The sequence below is a fragment of the Marinobacter psychrophilus genome, from assembly GCF_001043175.1.
GTDB lineage: Bacteria > Pseudomonadota > Gammaproteobacteria > Pseudomonadales > Oleiphilaceae > Marinobacter > Marinobacter psychrophilus.
This window is the reverse complement of the sequence record NZ_CP011494.1, coordinates 2376781-2397649: the sequence shown is the minus strand read 5'-3', so window position 1 is coordinate 2397649 and position 20869 is coordinate 2376781. Positions and strand designations below refer to the sequence as shown.

General features: G+C 49.3%; 17 protein-coding genes and 1 pseudogene. 11 read left to right on the top strand and 7 right to left on the bottom strand.

The genetic code is table 11. The features are described from left to right. Positions 1 to 422: 422 nt before the first annotated feature. Both ABA45_RS10705 and ABA45_RS10700 read right to left on the bottom strand, forming a co-directional pair. Entirely contained in the window at positions 423 to 1151 is a 729-nt protein-coding gene (locus ABA45_RS10705) for a metallophosphatase domain-containing protein (protein WP_084708327.1), read from the bottom strand. Next, positions 1148 to 1324, bottom strand: a complete 177-nt coding sequence (locus ABA45_RS10700) for a hypothetical protein (RefSeq protein ID WP_227506009.1) — start codon at positions 1322 to 1324, stop codon at positions 1148 to 1150. Before ABA45_RS10700 ends, ABA45_RS10705 begins: the two co-directional genes overlap by 4 nt. 518 nt (positions 1325 to 1842) lie before the next feature. Between ABA45_RS10700 and ABA45_RS10690 the strand changes: the two are divergent. From ABA45_RS10690 to ABA45_RS10675, 4 genes and pseudogenes are all read left to right on the top strand, one after another. Beyond that, a pseudogene (locus ABA45_RS10690) lies at positions 1843 to 3104 on the top strand (IS3 family transposase). 228 nt (positions 3105 to 3332) lie between these two features. After that, positions 3333 to 4097: an alpha/beta fold hydrolase gene (locus ABA45_RS10685; protein WP_048385999.1), complete on the top strand. Its 765-nt coding sequence runs from the start codon at positions 3333 to 3335 to the stop codon at positions 4095 to 4097. Beyond that, positions 4090 to 4854, top strand: coding sequence for an acetoacetate decarboxylase family protein (locus ABA45_RS10680; RefSeq protein ID WP_048385997.1), 765 nt, complete (start codon positions 4090 to 4092; stop codon positions 4852 to 4854). The genes ABA45_RS10685 and ABA45_RS10680 overlap by 8 nt, the downstream gene beginning before the upstream one ends. Before the next feature lie 310 nt (positions 4855 to 5164). Further along, positions 5165 to 6055: an alpha/beta fold hydrolase gene (locus ABA45_RS10675; protein WP_048385995.1), complete on the top strand. Its 891-nt coding sequence runs from the start codon at positions 5165 to 5167 to the stop codon at positions 6053 to 6055. Between the two features lie 407 nt (positions 6056 to 6462). Here the strand turns inward: ABA45_RS10675 and ABA45_RS10670 are convergent, their stop codons facing one another. The 5 genes from ABA45_RS10670 to ABA45_RS10650 are packed head-to-tail and all read right to left on the bottom strand — an operon-like array spanning position 6463 to position 10639. Next, positions 6463 to 7239: an SDR family NAD(P)-dependent oxidoreductase gene (locus tag ABA45_RS10670; RefSeq protein WP_264753038.1), complete on the bottom strand. Its 777-nt coding sequence runs from the start codon at positions 7237 to 7239 to the stop codon at positions 6463 to 6465. Continuing rightward, positions 7239 to 8417 carry an acyl-CoA dehydrogenase family protein gene (locus tag ABA45_RS10665; RefSeq protein ID WP_048385991.1) on the bottom strand — a complete coding sequence of 393 codons (1179 nt, stop codon included), beginning with the start codon at positions 8415 to 8417 and terminating at the stop codon, positions 7239 to 7241. Before ABA45_RS10665 ends, ABA45_RS10670 begins: the two co-directional genes overlap by 1 nt. Before the next feature lie 58 nt (positions 8418 to 8475). Then, positions 8476 to 9198, bottom strand: a complete 723-nt coding sequence (locus tag ABA45_RS10660) for a histidine phosphatase family protein (protein WP_227506008.1) — start codon at positions 9196 to 9198, stop codon at positions 8476 to 8478. Next, entirely contained in the window at positions 9198 to 9578 is a 381-nt protein-coding gene (locus ABA45_RS10655; RefSeq protein ID WP_048385989.1) for a DUF6285 domain-containing protein, read from the bottom strand. Before ABA45_RS10655 ends, ABA45_RS10660 begins: the two co-directional genes overlap by 1 nt. Further along, entirely contained in the window at positions 9578 to 10639 is a 1062-nt protein-coding gene (locus tag ABA45_RS10650) for a phosphotransferase family protein (protein ID WP_048385987.1), read from the bottom strand. The genes ABA45_RS10655 and ABA45_RS10650 overlap by 1 nt, the downstream gene beginning before the upstream one ends. Before the next feature lie 228 nt (positions 10640 to 10867). Between ABA45_RS10650 and prpR the strand changes: the two genes are divergently transcribed. The 7 genes from prpR (at position 10868) to ABA45_RS10615 (ending at position 20830) form a co-directional block, all read left to right on the top strand. Further along, positions 10868 to 12808: a propionate catabolism operon regulatory protein PrpR gene (gene prpR, locus ABA45_RS10645; RefSeq protein ID WP_053076175.1), complete on the top strand. Its 1941-nt coding sequence runs from the start codon at positions 10868 to 10870 to the stop codon at positions 12806 to 12808. 250 nt (positions 12809 to 13058) lie between these two features. Next, positions 13059 to 14669, top strand: a complete 1611-nt coding sequence (locus tag ABA45_RS10640; protein WP_048385985.1) for a long-chain fatty acid--CoA ligase — start codon at positions 13059 to 13061, stop codon at positions 14667 to 14669. A gap of 52 nt (positions 14670 to 14721) precedes the next feature. Beyond that, positions 14722 to 15228 carry a TRAP transporter small permease subunit gene (locus ABA45_RS10635; RefSeq protein ID WP_048388983.1) on the top strand — a complete coding sequence of 169 codons (507 nt, stop codon included), beginning with the start codon at positions 14722 to 14724 and terminating at the stop codon, positions 15226 to 15228. 4 nt (positions 15229 to 15232) lie between these two features. Next, positions 15233 to 16534: a TRAP transporter large permease gene (locus ABA45_RS10630; RefSeq protein ID WP_048385983.1), complete on the top strand. Its 1302-nt coding sequence runs from the start codon at positions 15233 to 15235 to the stop codon at positions 16532 to 16534. A gap of 35 nt (positions 16535 to 16569) precedes the next feature. Further along, positions 16570 to 17634 (top strand): TRAP transporter substrate-binding protein DctP, encoded by a 1065-nt coding sequence (gene dctP, locus ABA45_RS10625; protein WP_198146956.1) that lies wholly within the window; start codon positions 16570 to 16572, stop codon positions 17632 to 17634. A gap of 267 nt (positions 17635 to 17901) precedes the next feature. Next, on the top strand, positions 17902 to 19524 hold the full coding sequence (locus tag ABA45_RS10620) for an AMP-binding protein (protein ID WP_048385978.1): 1623 nt from the start codon (positions 17902 to 17904) through the stop codon (positions 19522 to 19524). Positions 19525 to 19606: 82 nt separating this feature from the next. Beyond that, complete coding sequence (locus ABA45_RS10615; protein ID WP_048385977.1) at positions 19607 to 20830, top strand: ABC transporter substrate-binding protein; 1224 nt, start codon at positions 19607 to 19609, stop codon at positions 20828 to 20830. Positions 20831 to 20869: the final 39 nt, after the last annotated feature.

The following is a 20869-nucleotide window of genomic DNA, read 5'->3' as shown; positions in this document are numbered from 1 at the left end:
TGATATTAAAGTTTGATAAATTCACGGCAGTGCAATGCGGACAACAGCCGGTATTTCCACCTAATGCTTGATAGTTTTTTGGGCGCTCTGAGTACCTGGCAGCTTACCAGCTCCTTGAGAGACGCGGGTTTTGGCGATTTTTATCAAACATTATTGTGAATTCTCAAACTTTAATATTCTCCAACAATAGCTTGAAGCGCCCCAGTTTCTGGATCGGAGAAATTGTCCGTCGCTTGATACTCTCCATCCCACCCCTGAGCATTCCGGTACCGGATAATCTTTTGGGGTATCAGATCGACAATCCTATCAAACTCGGTTTCGTAGCCCTCGACCAACACAGGTGTATCTGGAGGCAATGCGCTCAGTTGCGCAATAACTCTTCCGTCGTCATCTATAACCTCTTCTGCCCATCATAGGTAGCTTCACAGGTCGTTCAGGCCCACTCGAATACTGGGTTCATCGAGCCGTGCTTTTCCCACATCAACGAGAGCTTCCTCATAGGACAAATGTCCGCTGGAAAAAAGCTCTAAAACCACGGGAGCATTGCATGGTTGATACCGAACAGTGCAGGTGCTCGCGTTAACCAATCGGGTTTTACCCAGGCAGTATTCCCCATACCCCTCATGAATGTGGCCAAAAATGTGCGCTTTCAGGGCGAGCTGTCGGACTCGGTCCAGCAGTTGATCACACCCTACGTTCTGGCACTTGAACCCTAGGTTTGCCTCGTCGCCAAAGCCTTTGGGCGGGCCATGGGTGATCAGAACATCGGTGTTGTCAGGGATCAGCGTCCATTTGTCATACAGCGGCTTACCTCGCTCGAGCATAAACGCCCAATCCATGAAGGTGGGTGTCCACGGTGAGCCCCAAAACCGAACGCCTTCGATTTCAATGCCACTGTCTTTCAGGTAGACGGCGTTCGTCAGTGCCTCCCGAGCCAGCGCCGGCGTTTCTTGAAACGCCCAGTCGTGATTGCCGGCAATCACGATTTTGTGTCGATGGGGCAGGGTGCCCAGCCACTCGTTTAGATCTTTCACGTTTTCTAGCGTGCCTTGCCCCAGGCTGTCACCGGCGTGAACCAAAACATCGCCGTCCGGAATTTCCGGTATTTGCCTGTGCAGACTGTGGGTGTCGGAAATACAAACGATCCTCACAGGTCTTCTCCCGGTGGGGTTAACAATTCCGCTTCTAACGTCCAATCCATAAAGGGCAATAAGCGCACCATGTTACGCACGTCGTCTACGCCGCGGTGATGATGCCCTTCCAGCGCAAGTCCATGGAACTCGATAGCATGGGCCATCACCGGAGTTTCATAGGCGGAGGTCATTTTGATAACTCTGGATCATAACCGACTCGTTTTATTTTGCGGCTTCATCAGACTGCCTGCTTTTTAGCTCCCGGACCATACCTAGTTCTGTGCGGGAGTTGGCGCTGTAGAACCAGTTCAGAGCATAAAAAGTGTTGCCGCTAGAGAGAAACTGTGAGGATTTTTTTTATAGAATCGGTTCCAAACCCCCGCTGTTCGGCGACAATTAAGATGACCGGTCGCGAGATAGTGTGGTATTGATCCCATAAATTAGCCGCTCGGTTCTCAAAGCGGACCTTTATCAATGCCGAAAACAGCGCTTTCCATGTACCTAATTTCCCCAAGTAGATGCTGTGTAAATACACGGATTTAAGTACAGAATGCTCGATTCGATGCGCTTTGCTTGGTTTAGATCAAGTGCTGGAGGATAAGCGATTATCCCATATCTCGAAGAGTATTCTTCGACTCTCTTTGTAGTGGTTCAATGATTCCGGACACCAACGTAGGTGGTAATATTGCTGCCATAAGCGAGGTGTCTGATGACCAGAAAAAGACGATCTTTTACGCCGGAGTTCAAGCAGGAAGCCGCCTGTCTGGTGCTTAACCAAGAGTACTCTATTGCCGAAGCCAGCCGCTCTTTGGATGTCGGCGAAAATGCCTTGAGGCGATCAGTAATGCAGCTCTCTGAGGAGCGTTGCGGCATCACCCCAAAATCCAAAGCTTTGACCCTGGAACAGCAGCGAATTCAGGAATTGGAAGCCCGTTGTGAGCGGCTGGAACGGGAGAAGTCGATACTAAAAAAGGTTTGGTCCGGCACTCCGGCCGCTCTCTTGATGTCGGACGAGATGAATCGTACGCGCTGATAGACCAGTTAAGTGAGCAGTAGCCGGTTGAGATGGTCTGCAAAGCGTTTGATGTATCTCGGTCCAGCTATTACGACTATCGCCGCAGGCGGTCTGTAGTAGATGCCGAACGAGTGGTTCTGCGAGCTGATGTAAACCGGATATTTCGCATGAGTCGTAGCTCGGCAGGAAGCCGGATGATCACCAACATGCTCAACAACGAAGGCGTTTTGATTGGACGCTTCAAGTTCCGTCGACTAATGAGTGAACTGAGGCTGATCTGCAAACAGCCAGGGCCGCATGCATACAAACAGGCAACAGTGGTGAGGCCGGACATTCCCAATCGACTGAATCATGAGTTCAGCGTCAGTCGCCCAGGCCAGGACTGGTACGGCGATATCACATACATCTGGGCTGGCCAGAAATGGAGCTATCTGGCAGTCGTTCTGGACCTTTACGCCCGCCGTATTGTTGGCTGGGCACTGTCTACCGGCCTGATGCTGAATTGGTGTAAAGGCGCTGGATCGTGCTTACGAGCAACGAGGAAAGCCAACTGGGGTTCTGTTTCACTCCGACCAGGGCAGTCAGTATGCCAGTCGATTATTCCGTCAGCGGCTCTGGCGTTATTGCATTGAGCAAAGCATGAGTCGCCGGGGAAATTGCTGGGACACTCAGTCTACTATGCTTATGAACATCGTATTGGCCTGACCCGTGCTGGGATTGGCGTAATTGCCTTTGCACTGACCTGTCGGCCAATGCCCCCGATGAAAAGAGTCTTCCGAAGCTTGAAGAGCGAATGGGTCTCTTCACTTGGGTACCGCTCGATTCCTGATGCAAGGAAGGATATTGGCGACTACTTGATGAACTACTACAACCGGCAACGCCCTCATACCTTCAATGACGGCATGCCACCCGTAATTGCGGAAGAAAAACTTAAAATACTGTCCGGGATTAGTTGACCACTACAATATGCATTTTTAGGCCTACTGAACCCTGATTATTAATAGTAAGTATGGATAGCACAGATTGTTTGACATACGAGTAAACCTAAACTTAGCTCATTAGGGTCATCTGTTAAACAGTTGCGAACGTGTGAACAACACAATTCGGCGCATCGTATTTAGTCAACCTACGATAAGAGCAATACTTGAAAACAATAATCAAAAAGAAGAAGAGGGGAGCTATCAGTGAACGGCATCGCAGCAGTGGAAGGTTCAGGAGCGCAACGCGTCCTTGTTTTACACGGGTGGGCGCTGGACAGTAAAGTCTGGCTCGACACCCGCGCGTTGATTGACCATACACGTTTCACCTACGCCTACTTCGATTTCCCCGGGTATGGGTCCAATCGCTCAGCCACGCTCGCCGACGGGATGGAAGGAATGGCAGCGTCAGCACTGGCTGCTGCTGCTTCACTAGGGTGGGATCACTTCGATATTCTCGGCCACTCAATGGGCGGGGCAACGGCGTTGCGAGTGGCGACCCTCGCGCCGGAACGAGTCTCTGCCGTCGTAGCGCTGACTCCCGTATCCCCCCAAGGAACTCCCTTGGATGAGGCGACCTATGAATCCTTTAAGTCAGCATGGGCAGACCCAAGCCCTGTATTAAGGGGCCTCGCACCACACTTGACTGCAGAACAATTGGACAACATCGTCGGGTACTCGCGAGCGACGATGAATCAATCTGTTTGGGAAGCTTATCTTGAGAACTGGACTAAGGCGGATTTCTTTAACACGTTAAAAAACTGTTCTACCCCGGTCACTCTCGCCTATGGCGACAGTGACCCATTCGTGACAGCTGAATATCTTTCAAATACGGCATCCTCACTGAGTTCAGGCACGTTGGTGGCTATTGATAACGCCGGACATTACCCGATGGTGGAAAACTCTCGGGAAACTGTGCGGCTGTGGGAAAGTGCTTTCATCCAAGCTTCAAAAGGAGTAAATAATGTCTGATACAAGCACTCCATATCGCGGCATGCCTGCGTCTATATGGACTCCCCCAGCGCCTCAACTAATCCGCGGCGCTAGAATGCTCATTATTGGTTACAAAGCCAACCCAGAGGCTCTCAAGGCTGTGCTTCCAGACGGTTTAAAACCTCATCCGAACAACCTTGTTCAGATGAATATGTATGAGATCGACGCGAGCAACACAAGTGGGTTTGGGACTTTCTCCCTGACATACCTGACGGTAGAGATCGACGGCCACGACAGCCTGGCTGCAGAGGGCACGTTCCCAATCCCGGGTCGATTTTTCGCATACTACTGGAATAGCTCACCGCGCGTCCTGGCATATGCGCGCGAGGTGGCTGGAATCCCGGCAATGCATGGTGTCAGAAGAATCGAAACCGTCGACGGGACCCTTGTATCCACGCTAGCTGTCGATAACAGGGACGTCATAACGGCGCGAGCATTAGTGACGGATGTTCCGGCTGGAACTTTAGGGGGGCACCTCAATTACTACGCTCACCGGGAGTTTCCACGCCCTGAAGGCGGTGCTGCAGCCATAAGCGAATTAATTGAACTTCCTCTCCCCTTTGTGGCCGACCTTTACGAAGCAACGGTTGACGATATTTCGTTCGACTTCCCTGAGGGTCACCCGGCTGCCAGTCTTGCTCCCGTATTGCCACTTAAGACACCCTCAGTGCTCTATGGTGACGTCACTTTCACTTATTCGATGGGCCGACAAATCAAGAATTACCTCCAAACGTGAGGCGACTAGACAACGTTCAAGAGTGACGGTACTGACGAAGTAGAATGCTTAATCTCACGTCAAAAACGTAGATATTTTACGAAAAGAGAGTTGGAAGTGTCTGAAGCGAAAGTGGCGCTCTATGCCGGGCATCCGCGGGAAGGTTAAAGCGAGTCAGAATCGAATTGTCAGTTCCTCGTTGATGCTTGGCATATCTCAGGTTCGACTCTTAGGTTAATTCGACTGTCACTCAATCGGCAAGATAATCCGCTCTCACTTACGCTAAAAGTCTAAATGCCAGAGTCCAAAACCGATAAAAAAGGAATCGCAAATGACCGAAGTTATGAAAACAATTGATATTTCCCATCTGGGCGGTTCAAAAGTTGGCTACAGGTTTGGTAAGCCGTACGATCCCTCGTTACCGACGCTTATTATGAACAATTCGTTCACGACGTCAGTGGAGTTGTTCAGGCCACAATTTGCAGATTCAAAGCTGATGAAAGTGGCCAATCTTCTTGCCATCGAACCCTATGGCCATGGCAAAACCTATCCGGAATATCGACAATTCACGTATTGGGACAGCGCAATCGCGAATCTTCAAGTACTCGATGCTCTTGGTATCGCTGAAGCATTTGCTCTGGGAACTTCGCAGGGCGGTTGGATTGTTGCGCAGACAGCGATGCTTGCGCCAGACCGGATCAAGGGGATCATTCCGCTCGGCACATCGATGGATAGTGAGAGTCAACTTAGCCGTAAGTTGGGTTGCTGGAACGGAATAGAATTTTGTACCCCGGCCATCGATGCTCTAGCGGAACCGGTTGCTGATGACTGGACGGTACCGGACGAATTCGTTGTGGGCGTTCTCGACGCTGGGCTGGGCGATACGGTGACCGCAGAGGATCGCGCATTCTGGCTTGATGAGTACCGACGGAACTACAAAGGGGATGCGGGGCGTGAACGCTTGCGTATATCCTCCATTAATCTTCGTGACCGAGACAGTCTGCACGCACGGGTCGGCAGCGTCACCTGTCCTGTTCTTTGGATCCACGGTACCGCTGATGCGGTGTATTCGGTCGCCAATGCTCAAGATGGGATTAGGCGATTTAGTCAATCAGCAGACGCGCAGTTAAAAATCGTTGATGGCGGTCAGCATTTCTTGAGCGCATCTGATCCGCAGCATGTTAATCCTGCGACTGTGGAGTTTATTAATAGGTGGCGGTAATCATTGAACCACTACACTTTGTTAGGTCGTTAAAAAACCCCTTCCAATGGAAGGGGTAAGGACACACCCTTTTGAATTTGAATTAAGCTGCAGTGCATAGTAATTGCCCGGAGCTAATGCAAGATACAGACTGGCCACTGGCCGTTTGTGCAATGAGAAAACCAGATCGGTCACTACCATCAATCACGAGATGTGATGGCTGGGCACTTGCGAGTTTCGCCACGCAATAGGATGCGCAGGTTCAAATTCTGCTGGCTGTGTAATATTTCGAAATGGCTTTAAGTGAAAGCATACCCTCCCTTCTGTATTCGAATAATATTCACAGGTGCCAACAACTCTTAATGAAAAAAGCATAAGTGACGCGTAACTTTTTCAAACTAACTAGTCGAGTAGGATCGGTATCAGCGTCATAATCCTGAGCAGGCGTGACCGTTATCAACAACAATCTCAGAGCCTGTCATTGCCCTCCCTGCATTAGAAGCAAGCAACAATAGAGCGCCATCCAAATCTTGAACTTCGCAGAACTTACGCGCTGGAATCCGTTTTTTCAGTTTTTCGCCGACATCGCTTTCCAGCAATTCCCGGTTTATCTCAGTCATAACGTAGCCCGGTGCTAGCGAGTTAACGCGCACGCCGTAACGTGCAAGCTCTAGGGCCAACGAGCGAGTTAAATGAGCCAGCCCAGCCTTGGCAGCGCAATAAGGGCCGACACCAGCTGTCACACGGCTGGACAAAATCGAAGTGACATTTATGATACTACCACCGCCGTTTTTGACCATCCTGCGCGCGCCCTCTTGGGCGACCATCCAGGCACCTTTGAGGTTAGTTTGTAAAATGTTGTCCCAATCGTCATCGGTGTAATCCAGGGCCGCCTTAGTGTCACTGACTCCCGCGTTATTAACCACAACGTCTAGCCCGCCGAACTGATCGTTAAGAGCGTCAAGACAGGCAATTACGGACTTGCGTGACGATACGTCTAAAGCCAATGCGATCGCTTCACCCCCATCAGAGCGAATTTCCTCGACTAACGTCTGAAGCCGATCCGTCCGTCGCGCCCCAACTGCAATTCTTGCACCCGCTCGTGCCAGCGTTCGCGCGAAATGTCGCCCAAGCCCACTTGATGCACCTGTGACCAATACACGTTTGCCCGCCATGCTAAAAAGATGATTAATATCAGACATGATTATCTTTCTGCCTTATCCGCCTCACGAGCAATAATCTTTCGCGCCAAACTCATCCGATGCACTTCGTTTGGTCCATCGTAAATTCGGAAACCCCTAGCGTCTTTAAAAATTCGTTCTACAATGTTTTCGCTTGAAACACCCTGTCCCCCAAGGATCTGAACACTTCGATCGATTACTCGCCAAATAGCCTCAGAACTGATGACTTTTGCCATGCTGGACTCGCGATTACCGCGCTCACCTTTGTCTAATACCCAGGCGCAGTGCAAGATCGAGAGACGTGTGGTCAACATATCCATTTCATTGTCAGCTAACATAAACCCAACGCCCTGATGCTCGCCTAAACGCTTGCCAAAAGATTGTCGTGTCCGAGCATACTGGCACGCCTCATCGTGGGCCCGCTGCGCAGCTCCCAGCCAACGCATACAATGCGTAAGGCGCGCAGGCGCCAAACGGATTTGCGCGTAGCGAAACCCTTTTCCCAATTCGCCAAGTATGTTGGTTGCTGGTACTCGTAGATTCTCGAAGCGAACAACCCCGTGCCCGCCAGTAAAGCAGGAGTCCATAACGTCCATCAGCCGTTCAACAATGAACCCGGGGCGGCTGGTGTCGGTTAAAAACATGGTCGCATTGCCATCTTCTGTTTTGGCCATTATGATTGCAAAGCTGGCCCCTTTCGCACCTGTGATAAACCATTTTTCGCCGTTAATAACGTAGTCATCGCCGTCACGAACCGCTGTTGTTTCCAGCATTGAAGGGTCAGATCCTGCGCCGGGTGCGGGCTCAGTCATCGCAAAACAAGACCGCGTTTTGCCTTCAACCATAGGGCGAAGCCAGCGCTCTTTTTGCTCCTCCGACGCCACTACGTCCATCAGATGCACGTTACCCTCATCTGGCGCGTGAATGTTCATCGCCGTAGGGCCCAAAGGGGAATATCCGGCCTCTTCAAAAATCACTGCCTTTGCAACATGGGACAGCCCTGCACCACCCATCTCCTGCGAGGCATGAAGAGTAAGCAGCCCGTGTTTACGCGCACTGGCAACCAGCTCGTCGCGTAGAGCTTCGGTTGGCCCATGTGGCGTTTGTCGCGAATCAGACTCCATAGGCATCACTTCTTCAGTAATAAAGCGGCGTACCTTTGCTTGCAATGCTTTGATGTCGTCACTCAATTCGAAATTCATGTTGATCTCCTGATCGCTTGATCCATTAATTATTGGTGCGCTAATACTTTATTGAATTTCACATCCGCGACATGGACTGAGCCAAACGCTCCATCACAGTCGAACGTTCGCCAGTCTTGAGGGGGTTGTAGGGTGTAAAATTCAGTAGACGCAAATACGCCGTTATTGAAGAGTCATCGCCAGAGCGATCAATATCGACGATATTAATGCAGGCGTGATCTTGCTCAAGAAGAGGTAGTGCGGATAAATTTCCATTCATCAGCCATGAAATAAGGACACGGTTCACCGCGTCGTGACTGGCGATCACAAGGTTCTGCCATTGCGAATCAGCAAGTATCAAGCGAAACCAGGCCAAAACTCTCTCGCCGAAATCGTTCCATCGCTCGCCCCGCAAAAAACCTGCTTCAGGCTGAAGAGACAAGTGATACGCTCCGGCAACTTCCGTGCTGTAAACATCGCGCGGTATTTGGCTGAGGCGGCCCCCACGAACCTCTCTTAACTCAGGAGTTGTTTCAGTGGAAACATGGGTGGGAGCTCCTGATAACGCCATCTCAAGTGTTTGTATGGCTCTTGGGTAGTCAGAGCTGATGGCTCTATCAAAGGTTACGTCTTTTAGAACATCACTCAGAGCCAACGCTTGGGCTTCACCGTCAGCTGACAATGGCACACTGCGAGGATCCAGTGGGCGACCCGAGTCGTCAAAGTAACTCACATGTCCATGCCGAATCAGGTACAACCGGCGGCGCCCTGAATCTGCATAATCTTTTGAATGCGACGTCACTATCGCTGCCCTCTCGATGATTGAGCGGCTTTCGGATTACTGATCATTAGCGCGTTGTAGACCGTCTTCGCTAAAGCTACCTGTAGCCTTTCTTGCTGGGCCCCGGGGGTATCAAACACACCGGCTCGAATAGCCTTCGCTATGGTGCGGCGCGCGTCGTCTGAAGATGAAGTGCTACCAGCAATAGACTCCGGCAGAACCCTGGAAAATAGCGCGGCCTCAGTCTGACTTTGAGCCGTAGCTTCGCGAGCCGCAATTCCCATAGCACTGGCGATCATGCGTACTTCATAACGTAAGTGTTCGGGAATCGATGGAAAAACATCGTTCATAAGTGTTTCACGAGCGGCAGCAAGCAGCTCCGGCGCATCCGGACGATTCATCAGTAATCTCCAATCAAGGTCAGAATATTATGTTCAAGCTCCGGAACCAGGCGCCCTGTTAGCGCAAGCTCCAGCGAATGTTGCTGGTCTGATAGATGACGCTCAGCTTGTTGAACAGCAATTATGGCCCACCGAACGTGTGCCATAATTTGCCAGTAGCGAAGTTCTTCCGGCGATATTTCACGTGGGCATATGTCGGAATATCCTGCCATCAGATCGCTCACATTCCCAATCCCTCCGGCCACGTTGGCGTTATTGCCAAAGCGCCAACACTTTGCGGTTAGCCATCCAATGTCTTCGCGCCAATCTCCCCAAGCAGTAAACTCCCAGTCCAGAATCCCAGAAATAGATCCCTGATCAACCATGAAATTACCGGTTCGAAAATCACGGTGGATAAGACAGGGTTCGATGGGATTCGGTTTGTTTGTGTGCAACCAACGTAACCCCCATTCGATAACAGGGAACGCTTGAGGCAGCTCATCCAAAAAATCAAGATACTGCGCAATAATTGATCTTACTGGGTCAGCTCCTGGGGCAAGTAGAAAAGCGAGCGACTCTCTAGGGGGGCGTATGGTATGAAGCTTTGCCAGATTTCGTCCGAGCTCACGGCAGAGGGCGGAGCGATCCGGGACCAGTGAATCGTCTTTCACTAAACGGTGACCAGTGGCCGTGCCATCCACAGCCTGCATCACAAAAAACTCACGCCCAATAACATCCAAATCACTACAGAGCCACAAAGGCGCAGGCACTTGAACACCGGCTTCGTAAACAGCATTGAGAACAGCGTATTCATGCCCGCGAGACATACTCACCTGTACAACAGATGAAGAATCTGTCCGTAAAACCCACCTATTCTCGCCAGCGGAATCACCGCCTTGCACAAGAACACTTAGCAGCCAGTTCTCTTGAATGGCGCCGCCAGAAAGACGCTTCATATCAGTGATAGTAGCTTTGCCATTTAAAACGACATTTGAGAAATATCGTTCTAGGCTTTGCTGCCAACCCTGTGGTGCCTCCGGAATATCCTGTTGTGAAGCTAAGCTATTCTGCGAAATGTTCATTAGCTACTCTCTTTGAAATCATGTTTCCATACCTTGGATTCCTGCAAGTACGGTGCCATCTGCCAAGATTTATATTTTTGTTTAAATTCAAGCTTCTGCAATCAGTTGAAAGACTAGAATAGTAAGTTAAAATATTGATGGTTCATCAATGAAACGTTTAAAGTCACTTTTGAAATACTCGCACTGCAGCTAGAATGGAGCCTAAATCCAAGACCAAAAGAATTAAACATGGCTTTTGCAAAACGCAAACCACTGATCGTTACCCTTATCAACCACCTCACATTCGATGGCAAGCCCAGCAAGCTGACGCGAATCCTCCAGGAAATAATGCCCCGCTATGAACAGCAGGCGGAAATACGCATTGTAGAAACATCGGTTGATAAATTATTAGAGACGGCTAGAGCCATAGAATATGAGCAGGAGGCGGATATTCTGCTTTGTTCTGGCGCATCTGCGGAATTTTTGCGTAAGAAAATCTCAACAACCATCTTGTCTTTCAGAATGGGTGAATACGATTTGATTCGAGCCCTTAACCTGGCTAAAGAGCGCGGCACTAAGGCAGGTATTCTGACCCACCAGCACACATTGAAAGACCTGGATGAGCTGTCCAGCTTGTTCACCGTCGAGGTGTCACAGGCTGTCTATACATCTTTAGAAGATGCCCGCCAGAAAGTTCAAACTTTCGTTGAGCAAGGCTATCGAGTGATTATCGGCTCGCCCACGGTCGTTGACCTGGCAGAAGCTGCAGGGGCAGAGGGCGTGTTTGCAATTAACGCGGACGCTGTGCGACGTACGCTGGATGAGGCTCTTGCCATTTGCCACAGCAGGTCACAAGAAACATGGAAGCATCAGCGTATTCACTCCGTATTGAAGCACCTGAATGAGGGCGTAATCGCTCTGGACGCACTGGGAAAAGTGTTCTCGGTGAATACAAGCATGAACAACTTGCTAAAACTTATTCGACCGATCGCCATCGGCGAAACCGCTGCAGAGCATTTCCCGGACGTCGATATAAGTAAGGTGCTAAGCACTGGAACCGCCATTGAAAATCGTTTGAGCATCCGGGGAAGCCAGCGGCTGGCGATCAGCGTCATTCCAATCTTGGAAGAAGGGTTGGTCGACGGAGCGATTCTGACATGCCAGGAAATTAATGAAATTCAACGCGCAGAGAGGAGGTTACGCTCTCAAAGCCGACCCAGCCACTTCATAGCAAAGTATCACTTTGACCTGATATTAGGACAGGATAGCCGCTTCAAAAGAGCCGTTCAGCTGGCAAAACTTTACGCTCATTCAGACTCCACTGTTCTAATTACAGGTGAAAGCGGAACGGGCAAAGAGCTATTTGCACAAAGTATTCACAATGCCAGTTACAGGCAGAAGATGCCCTTTGTTGCCATCAATTGTGCCGCCTTCCCTGAAACGCTGCTGGAAAGTGAACTCTTTGGTTACGAAGATGGGGCGTTTACCGGAACCCGAAAGGGAGGTAAACCGGGTTTGTTTGAAGCCGCGCACAACGGCACGATCTTTCTTGATGAAATAGGTGACATGCCGACTCACCTCCAAACTCGGTTGCTTCGAGTGTTGCAGGAGCGAGAGGTGCTTAGATTGGGGGCATCCGAACCGACCCCCCTCAACATTCGGGTTATTGCTGCCACACACCAGGATCTTCAAAAACAGATCATAAATAAGTGTTTTCGGGAAGACCTGTATTATCGACTGAATATTCTCAGAGTCTCCGTTCCACCCCTACGCGAGCGAACGTCTGACATTAACTCTCTTATGATGCGAATATCGAAAAACCTCGCCCAAGGCAACGTTGACCAAGAGAAGGCAACGAATCAGGTTTTAAAGGCCCTCACACCTCAGTTGGTTCAACACCCTTGGAAAGGGAATATCCGCGAACTAGAAAATCTCGTCGAACGAGCTCATCTAGTGAGCCAGTTTCCGAACCAGAACCATTCAACAGAAGCCCTTTTTCCTGAGTTATTTTCAGACTCATTTAATCAATCTTTCAGTTCAAAAAAACCAAAAGAAAGCTTAAAAGCCTCCGGTAAGGCGGCCGAGATTGTGCACATCCAAAAGGTTCTCGACTCGCATAACGGTGATTTGGCCAAAACGGCAAAAGCACTGGGTATTAGCCGCTCGACACTCTGGCGCAGACTTCGCTGATGGCGTCCAAAAACATAGCCCTGTTGTGAATCGCACGTCCAGCCAATGCGACAAGAGTTTCAATTGTGAAACAAATGGGGGTCAACCCCGCACCTACTTAGATCTAAAAAACCTCTCCCGAAGCCTCTGTTAGAGTCAACAGAGGCAAGCTGGCATGCATCCTGCTCAATACACCTTCATTACATCACTTTATCCATCGTTCCGTGGTGACATACGGTCGCCCAACAAAATTTATAACCGGAGGCCTATCTTGCGAGGCTTAATGATGGATGCTCCGCTGAGCATCACAACGATAATGTGTCATGCGCAAACGACCGCAGCGAATACCAAGCTTATTTCCCGTCGGGCAGACGGCAGTGTCTGTAGGCTGACGTATCATCAGGCTTTTGTAAGAATTGCAAAACTGGCAAATGCGTTGGATTGCTTAAATCTGAACGCAGATGCGAGAGTGGGAACCTTAGCCTGGAACGACAATCGGCATTTTGAACTGCATTATGCTGTTCCGTGCAGCGGCCGTATCTGCCATACGATCAATCCGAAATTATTTTCTGAGCAAATCAAGTTTATAATTAATGATGCAGAGGACGAGGCGCTTTTCATTGATCCTCAATTTATTCCTGTAATTGAGGATATGATGGATCAGCTTCCATCTGTTAAGCACTGGATAGCGCTTTGCTCTGCTGATAGTTTACCTATAAGTAAATTACCAAATCTGAAGTCTTATGAAAGCCTTCTTGCTTGCGAAAAAAGCATCTATGACTGGCCATTTCTAGACGAAAATAGAGCCAGCAATCTCTGCTATACCTCGGGCACCACGGGTGATCCCAAGGGTGTTCTCGGCAGTCATCGCAGTATTGTTTTGCAGTGCATGTCTCAAAATATGGCCAGTAATCTAGGCCTCACATCCGAAGACGCAGTAATGCCAATGGTGCCAATGTTCCATGTTAATGCGTGGTGCATGCCATATAGCGCACCGATGGCCGGCGCTGCACTGGTTCTTCCTGGCCCGAATGTGTCCGACGCCTCCGCAATGGTTGACCTTATCAATCAAGAGAAGGTTACGTTTTCACTTGCTGTGCCAACCTTGTGGAGTGGCATTAACCAATATCTGAAAAGCTCAGGCGTTAGCATACCCAGCCTTGTTAGAGGCGTTACTGGTGGTGCAGCAGGCTCACTCAAGCTGTATGAAGAAATGGATAGCCACGGCGTCACGCTGGAGAATGGCTGGGGAATGACCGAGCTCAGCCCTATCGGCAGCTACAATCGACAATTATCTTGGCATCATCAGCTCCAAGACGACGCTCGTATAGAACAGCGCCTCAAGTCTGGACGGCCTTTGTTTGGCGTTCAAATGCGCATTGTTGATGAAGACGGCAACAGCCTACCTCATGACGGCCATACAACTGGCGTGCTTGAAATTCGTGGCCCATGGACATGCAGCGCCTATTATGGAAAAGCCCAGGAACACGACTGGTTCAACACCGGTGACGTTGCAACCATCGATCCTAACGGTTACATGCGCATAACAGACCGAGTGAAAGATGTGATCAAGTCGGGCGGGGAATGGATTAGTTCTATCGAAATAGAAAACGTAGTTATGTCTCATCCTGGAGTGCGCGAAGCGGTTGTGATTGGAATAGCCCACCAGCACTGGAGTGAACGTCCCCTCTTGATTGTAGTCCCAAATGATAATAACCCAGTATTAACACCCGGCGAGCTGCTTAGTTATCTGGAAGGAAAAGTTCCAAAGTGGTGGATTCCAAACGCGTGCGAATTTGTTGAAACGCTGCCTCATACAGCCACAGGAAAGGTAAGTAAAAAAATGTTGAGAGAGGATTTCAACCATTACCAGTGGAGCTAGTCCCCAGCGACAGCTGACATGAATGGGCCACACAAAAATAATAGAGCAGAATATGAACCCCATAAAAATCATCGAAGCAATAAATCTAGCGGTTGGAAAACTATTTAGTTTTTTTGTCTTCATTGGCATGGCGATCGTTGTTTACGAAGTGATAGCCAGATACGTTTTTAACGCTCCTTCTGTGTGGGCGCCAGGCTATACACAACGTGTATTCGCTGGTTATTTTATTTTAATTGGAGCTTATACCCTTATAAAAGGGGGTCATGTGCGGGTTGATATTTTCTTAAATACTCGGTCACTTAGATGGAATGCCTTTGCTGATGTCATTAATTATATTGCACTTGTGATATGGACAATGGCTCTTACCTACGAAGCTTGGTTTTATTTTCAAGATGCTTGGATGTTCAATGAGCTGGACGCTAGCGCTTTACGCCACCCCATGTGGCCGGTTAATTTGACGCTATTAGTTGGATCAGCGTTGATCCTGATTCAGGGATTAAGCGGAATTTTCACGTCCAGTCTTCAATTCATCAAACCAAAACAACAAAGCGAAGGGTAAGTCCATGTCTCCAGAATTGCTAACCGCTGGTATGTTTGGCTTGTTGCTCGTTCTTATTCTTGCAGGTGTGTCACTTGCATTCGCTCTAGGTTCAGTTGCAGTCATTTTTACAGTCATCATGAATGGAACAAGCGGACTTTTCCCTATTTTATCTGCAACATTTGGAAGTATGTGGTCAATTTCTTTAGCCGCCATCCCACTGTTTGTGATAATGGGGGTCTCACTTGGAAAATCTAAGATTGCCTCTGATCTCTACAGAGCCTTCTATCTGTGGTCTGGCAAACTTAACGGGGGACTACTGATTGGCACAACCGGGTTTGCTTCTCTTCTTTCTGCTATGACCGGTAGCTGTGCAGCTTCTACATTGACGACAGGCATGGTGGGTATGCCAGCAATGGAACGCCACAATTACGACAAAAGGCTTGTGCTAGGCACTATTGGAGCGGCAGGCACATTGGGAATACTTATTCCACCTTCGATTACATTGATTGTGATTGGTATGACTACGGGCCTTTCGATCGGCAAATTGTTTATGGGGGGGCTGATTGCTGGGATAGGAATGTTGCTCGTTATTCTGGCTTATGTCATTTTGATCGCCAACCTTCAGCCAGAGAAAGCCCCCGCATCGGAAGAAAGTATCCCATTCATAGAGAAAATTCGCTCTTTGCGCTCTATTGTTCTTCCAATTGCAATTGTAGCGATTGTACTGCTTTCCATTTTTCTTGGCATGGCCACACCAACAGAGGCCGCAGCGGTTGGTGCGGCTGCCGTATTGATTGCTATTGCTGTTCGCGGGGAGTTTAGCTGGAGTTTCATTAAAGACGTCAGTTATTCAACCGCCTCCATGAGTGGCATGGTTATCTGGATTATTTTTGGCGCAAGCGCATTTGTATCAGTTTACTCGGCAGCCAATGGGATAAATTTTGTACAGTCTTTCCTGTTGTCGCTTGAGTTATCCCCCTGGCTTTTGATTGTAATAATGCAAATAGCTGGATTTGTTTTAGGGATGTTTCTCGATCCTATTGGTATTATATTGTTGGTCATGCCTATATTCATGCCAGTTGTTATTGAATTAGGTTTTGACCCAATTTGGTTTGCCGTTATATTCCAGCTTAACTTGTGCGTAGGATATATTTCTCCGCCGTTTGGATATAACATATTTTATCTGAAGACGTTAAGCCCAAAAACTCCCATTCTAGAGCTTTATAAAAGCGTGCTTCCTTTTGTTGTGATAATGATTTTGTTTGGCGTTTTCTTATTGGCATTTCCGAGCATTATCACTGAAGGCGTTAAAATACTCACGTAGTCCTAAAATAAATGCAAGCACTAAAAGAGGTTGCCATGAAAAATACAAAAACCATAAACCGCCGATCGTTTCTGACCACTGGTGCAACGGCTGCTGCCGCTGTTGCCGTAACTGGTCTTTCAGCACCGGCTGTCATCGCTTCCCCAAAACAGAAGATCAAGTGGAGAATGCAAACCCACTGGCCTGTTGGAAACTGGTATTACGATCCTCTTTTCGAGGGGTTTGCCCGTCGTATTAAAGAAGCTACTAATGGTGAGCTTGAAATTGAAACACATCAACCAAACTCCATCGTTTCCACCGGAGATGTACTGCGTGGCGTTCGCCGTGGAACGCTGGAGGGCGCGATGATTTATCCCGCTTATTGGGTTGGAGATATCCCGGCGGCAGGGCATCTAAACGGTAATTTTGGTACTTGGGATTCTATGGAGGAGATGCAATTCTTCTTACATGATATGGGGGCTCTTAAAATTATCCGTGAGGCTTACGCAAGCAGGGGTATCTACCAGGTAGGACCAATTTCGAACGGTGGCACCGCAATTTATAGTAACAAACGTCTCGAAACGCCAAAAGATTTCGAGGGTTTTAAAGTTCGCTCTAATGGTAGTTCTGCGCAAGTTTTTGAAAAAATGGGTGCAGCTCCTGTGTCTATTAGTGGTGGTGAGCTTTATCAGGCCCTTCAAACAGGTGTTGTAGACGGCGCTCACTGGGGTGGCATTTCCGCTGGATGGGGAATGAACTTACAAGAAGTAAGCAAGTATATCATTCAACCCAACCTAGCAGCGCATCAAAATAGTGAGGTGTTTTTCTCTTTAGAAGCTTGGAATCAGTTGGGAGACGATTTCAAACGCGTGATCGAAGATGCAGTTTTGGCCACACACCTTGAAGCCGCTGGCATGTTCATGATTCGCGATCTCCAGCGAATGAAAGACTTTCAAACTGAACATAATGGCGAAATTGTTTACATGAACAACGATTCAGTTGAAATTCTTCGCTTAAAATCGCTAGAGGTAGTCGACGAACTCTCTAAACGTGATCCCGAATATTCAGGAAAGATTGGCCCGATTTTACGCGAATTCATGAAACTAACAGGCAAAGTCTAAGCTGACTCGTTTGTTGGGCGGCCCTTTGAATATTAAAAAACTCGGGTTGTTTGAGTGACATGTTTGTTATGAGATAACCGGAGCCGACTGATGTGGATTAAAAATCGACGGGATTACTGTCAGTAATGGCTGGATATCTCTCGCCGATGCGAGACGATTTGCGATTGTTGGCTGAATGGTTGAGACAAGGCTCTGCGTGAAGTGCTCCGAGCTCTAACGGACGCTCGTTTGGGAATAAACAGCTCGGGCTATCTGAAGTGATGAAACATGAATAAGTACAAAAAGTTTGATAGAACACGCGCCAATTTTTCCGCGCTGACACCACTTACGTTGCTACAGCGCTCGGCAACCGTGTATCCGGATAAGCAGGCCGTAATCGATGTTGATCTGGTGCTTTCCTATGGTGAGCTATACCGACGCTGTTGCCAGATGAGTGATGCGCTGCGGCGCAGGGACGTTAATCCCGGAGATACGGTCGCCATATTAAGCCCGAATAGCCACGAGATGCTTGAGTCTCACTACTCCGTGCCGATGGCGGGTGCCGTCATCAATACGATTAATATTCGCTTGGATGCCGCAACGCTTGCCTTTATTTTAGAACATGGTGAGGCGCGCATACTGTTCTATGACACAGACTGGGAGAATGTGGTGCGCGCAGCGGTTTCGGGGCTAGACGTGCCGCCACTGCTGATTTCTATCGAGAGTAAAGCGGGCAAAAGTGACGGGCTTGCGCAACAGGATTATGAAAGCTTTCTGCTAGAGGGGAGTGCAGAGACCTGTTGGCAGCGCCCCAATGACGAATGGGATGCTATTGCTCTGAACTATACATCGGGCACCACAGGTAATCCAAAAGGCGTGGTTTACCACCATCGTGGTGCTTTTCTGGCCGCGATGACAAACGCCATGGTGTTTCAGATGACTCCTGAGACGGTTTTCTTGTGGACGCTTCCGATGTTCCATTGTAATGGTTGGGCCTACACCTGGGCGATAACGGCCGTAGGTGGAACCCATGTGTGTCTCCGGAGTGTGGACTCGATGAACATCTATCGCCATATCGAGACGTACGGAGTAACCCATATGTGTGGGGCTCCGGTGGTCATGAATATGTTGCTGCAGGAGCTCGGGCGAGAAGAGCTGAAGCTGTCCCGTTCGACCCAGTTCGCTTTGGGTGGTGCAGCACCCCCGAGCAGTGTGATTCGAAAAGCGGAAGAGATCGGTTTTCAGATTACTCACCTCTACGGTTTGACCGAGACATTTGGTCCATCCGCATTGTGCATGCCTCAGCCCGATTGGCAGGCTCTTCCCCTGGAACAAAGAGCATTGAAAATGTCCCGTCAGGGCGTTTCCACACATGGGCTGGATGAGATTGCTGTTCTCGATATGGTGAGTGGTGAATACGTGCCTGCCGATGGCAAAGCCATGGGTGAGATCTGTATTCGGGGAAACACCGTGATGAAGGGTTATTTGAAAAATCCGGAAGCCACAGCCGATGCTTTTAGTCATGGATGGTTTCACACGGGCGACCTGGCGGTCATGCACCCTGACCACTACGTCGAGATTCGGGACCGGGCCAAGGATGTCATTATATCTGGCGGAGAGAACATCTCCAGCCTTGAAGTTGAGGAGGTGCTTTACCGGCACCCGCAGGTTTCCGAGGCTGCTGTCGTGGCAATAGCCGATGAAAAGTGGGGGGAGGTACCCTGTGCTTTTGTCAGTTTGACTGACAATAGTGAAGAGATAACATCCGCTGACATCATAGCGTTTTGTAGAGAGCACATGCCGCATTTCAAGGCGCCCAGGAAGGTCGTGTTTGGTGAATTGCCGAAAACCGCTACTGGTAAGGTCCGCAAAAACATTCTCCGGGACTCGCTGTTCCCATATCAAGTCTGACCGTGGTCAGAAGGAGGTTGCGATAGCAAGTAGAACGTTTTTAAGCCATTAAAAATAAAGACAATAATGAAAGGGCATTACAATGATAAAAACACATGTAAAAAAAATCCTAGTTGCGATAACCGCAGCCACTGCGATGGGTGCCGCAAGCACCAGTTACGCTGAGGAGCCAATTCGCATAGGGGGAATCTACATTCTCTCTGGCAGCGCTGCGACCTATGGTGAGTTTGCCCAGAGGGGCATTAACCTCGCGGTCAATGAAATTAACGCCTCTGGCGGAATTCTGGGCCGTCAAGTCGAGATGGTCTACGAAGATAGCCAGGGTAAGGCGTCGGTGGCCATACAAGCAGCCCGCAAATTAGTGTACTCGGAAGGTGTTGACGCCTTGGTAGGGCTGGATAGTTCCGGTGTAGCCCAGGGCATGGTGCCGACAATGCCTGAGTTGCAGAAACCACTCATTATTACCCATGCAGCCACTCCCGATGTAACCGGAAAGCTGTGCAATGCGTTTACCTATCGTATTAGCGTAAACGTTGCCCAGAACATGAAGGCCGCTGCTCTGGTGGCTGAAAAACTTGATGCCACTAACTGGACGACTATCGGCCCTGACTATGCTTTCGGTCACCAATCCTGGGAGTTTTTCGGAAACTACCTCACACAGATCAAACCTGACGTCAACCTGATGTCGGAGACCAATTTCCCACGTTTTGGAGCTGAAGATTTTACGCCCTTCATTGATCGAGTGATGGATTCAGATGCCGACGGTGTTCTTATCTCTGTTTGGGGTGGCGACCTGGTCAACTTTGTTCGCCAGGCCAACAATCGCGGATTCTTTGAAAAAGACCTCGAGCTGCTCTTTACTGTGGGTGCAGCAACCGAAGTGCTATCGGCCCTGGGCGACGAGATGCCAGAAAGCGTACACCTTTCTACTCGGTACTGGTTCGATGGTTATGATAACGACATCAATACTCGTTTCGTTAAGGCTTATGTCGATGCCTACGACGGCCCTCCTAGCTATAACGCAGAAGGCGCCTATGCGGCGATTTATGCCTATAAAAAAGCAATGGAGACAGCTGGCACTACCGATGGCCTTGCGGTTGCAAAGTCACTTAGTGGTATGAGCATAGAAGCCCCGAACGGAACGGTTACTTTCCGAAAAGGAGATAATCAGGCAATGGTTGGTCCGAACTGGGGCATTTCAGGCCCGATGCATCCTGAGTACGGTATCCGCACACTGACTGATCTGCAGATTTTTAACGGCGAGGATGTGGCTCGCTCTATCGAAGAGACCGGTTGCAAGCTCTGAACTAACGGTTGTCAAAATGCTTGCCGTGGCGCCCTTGCA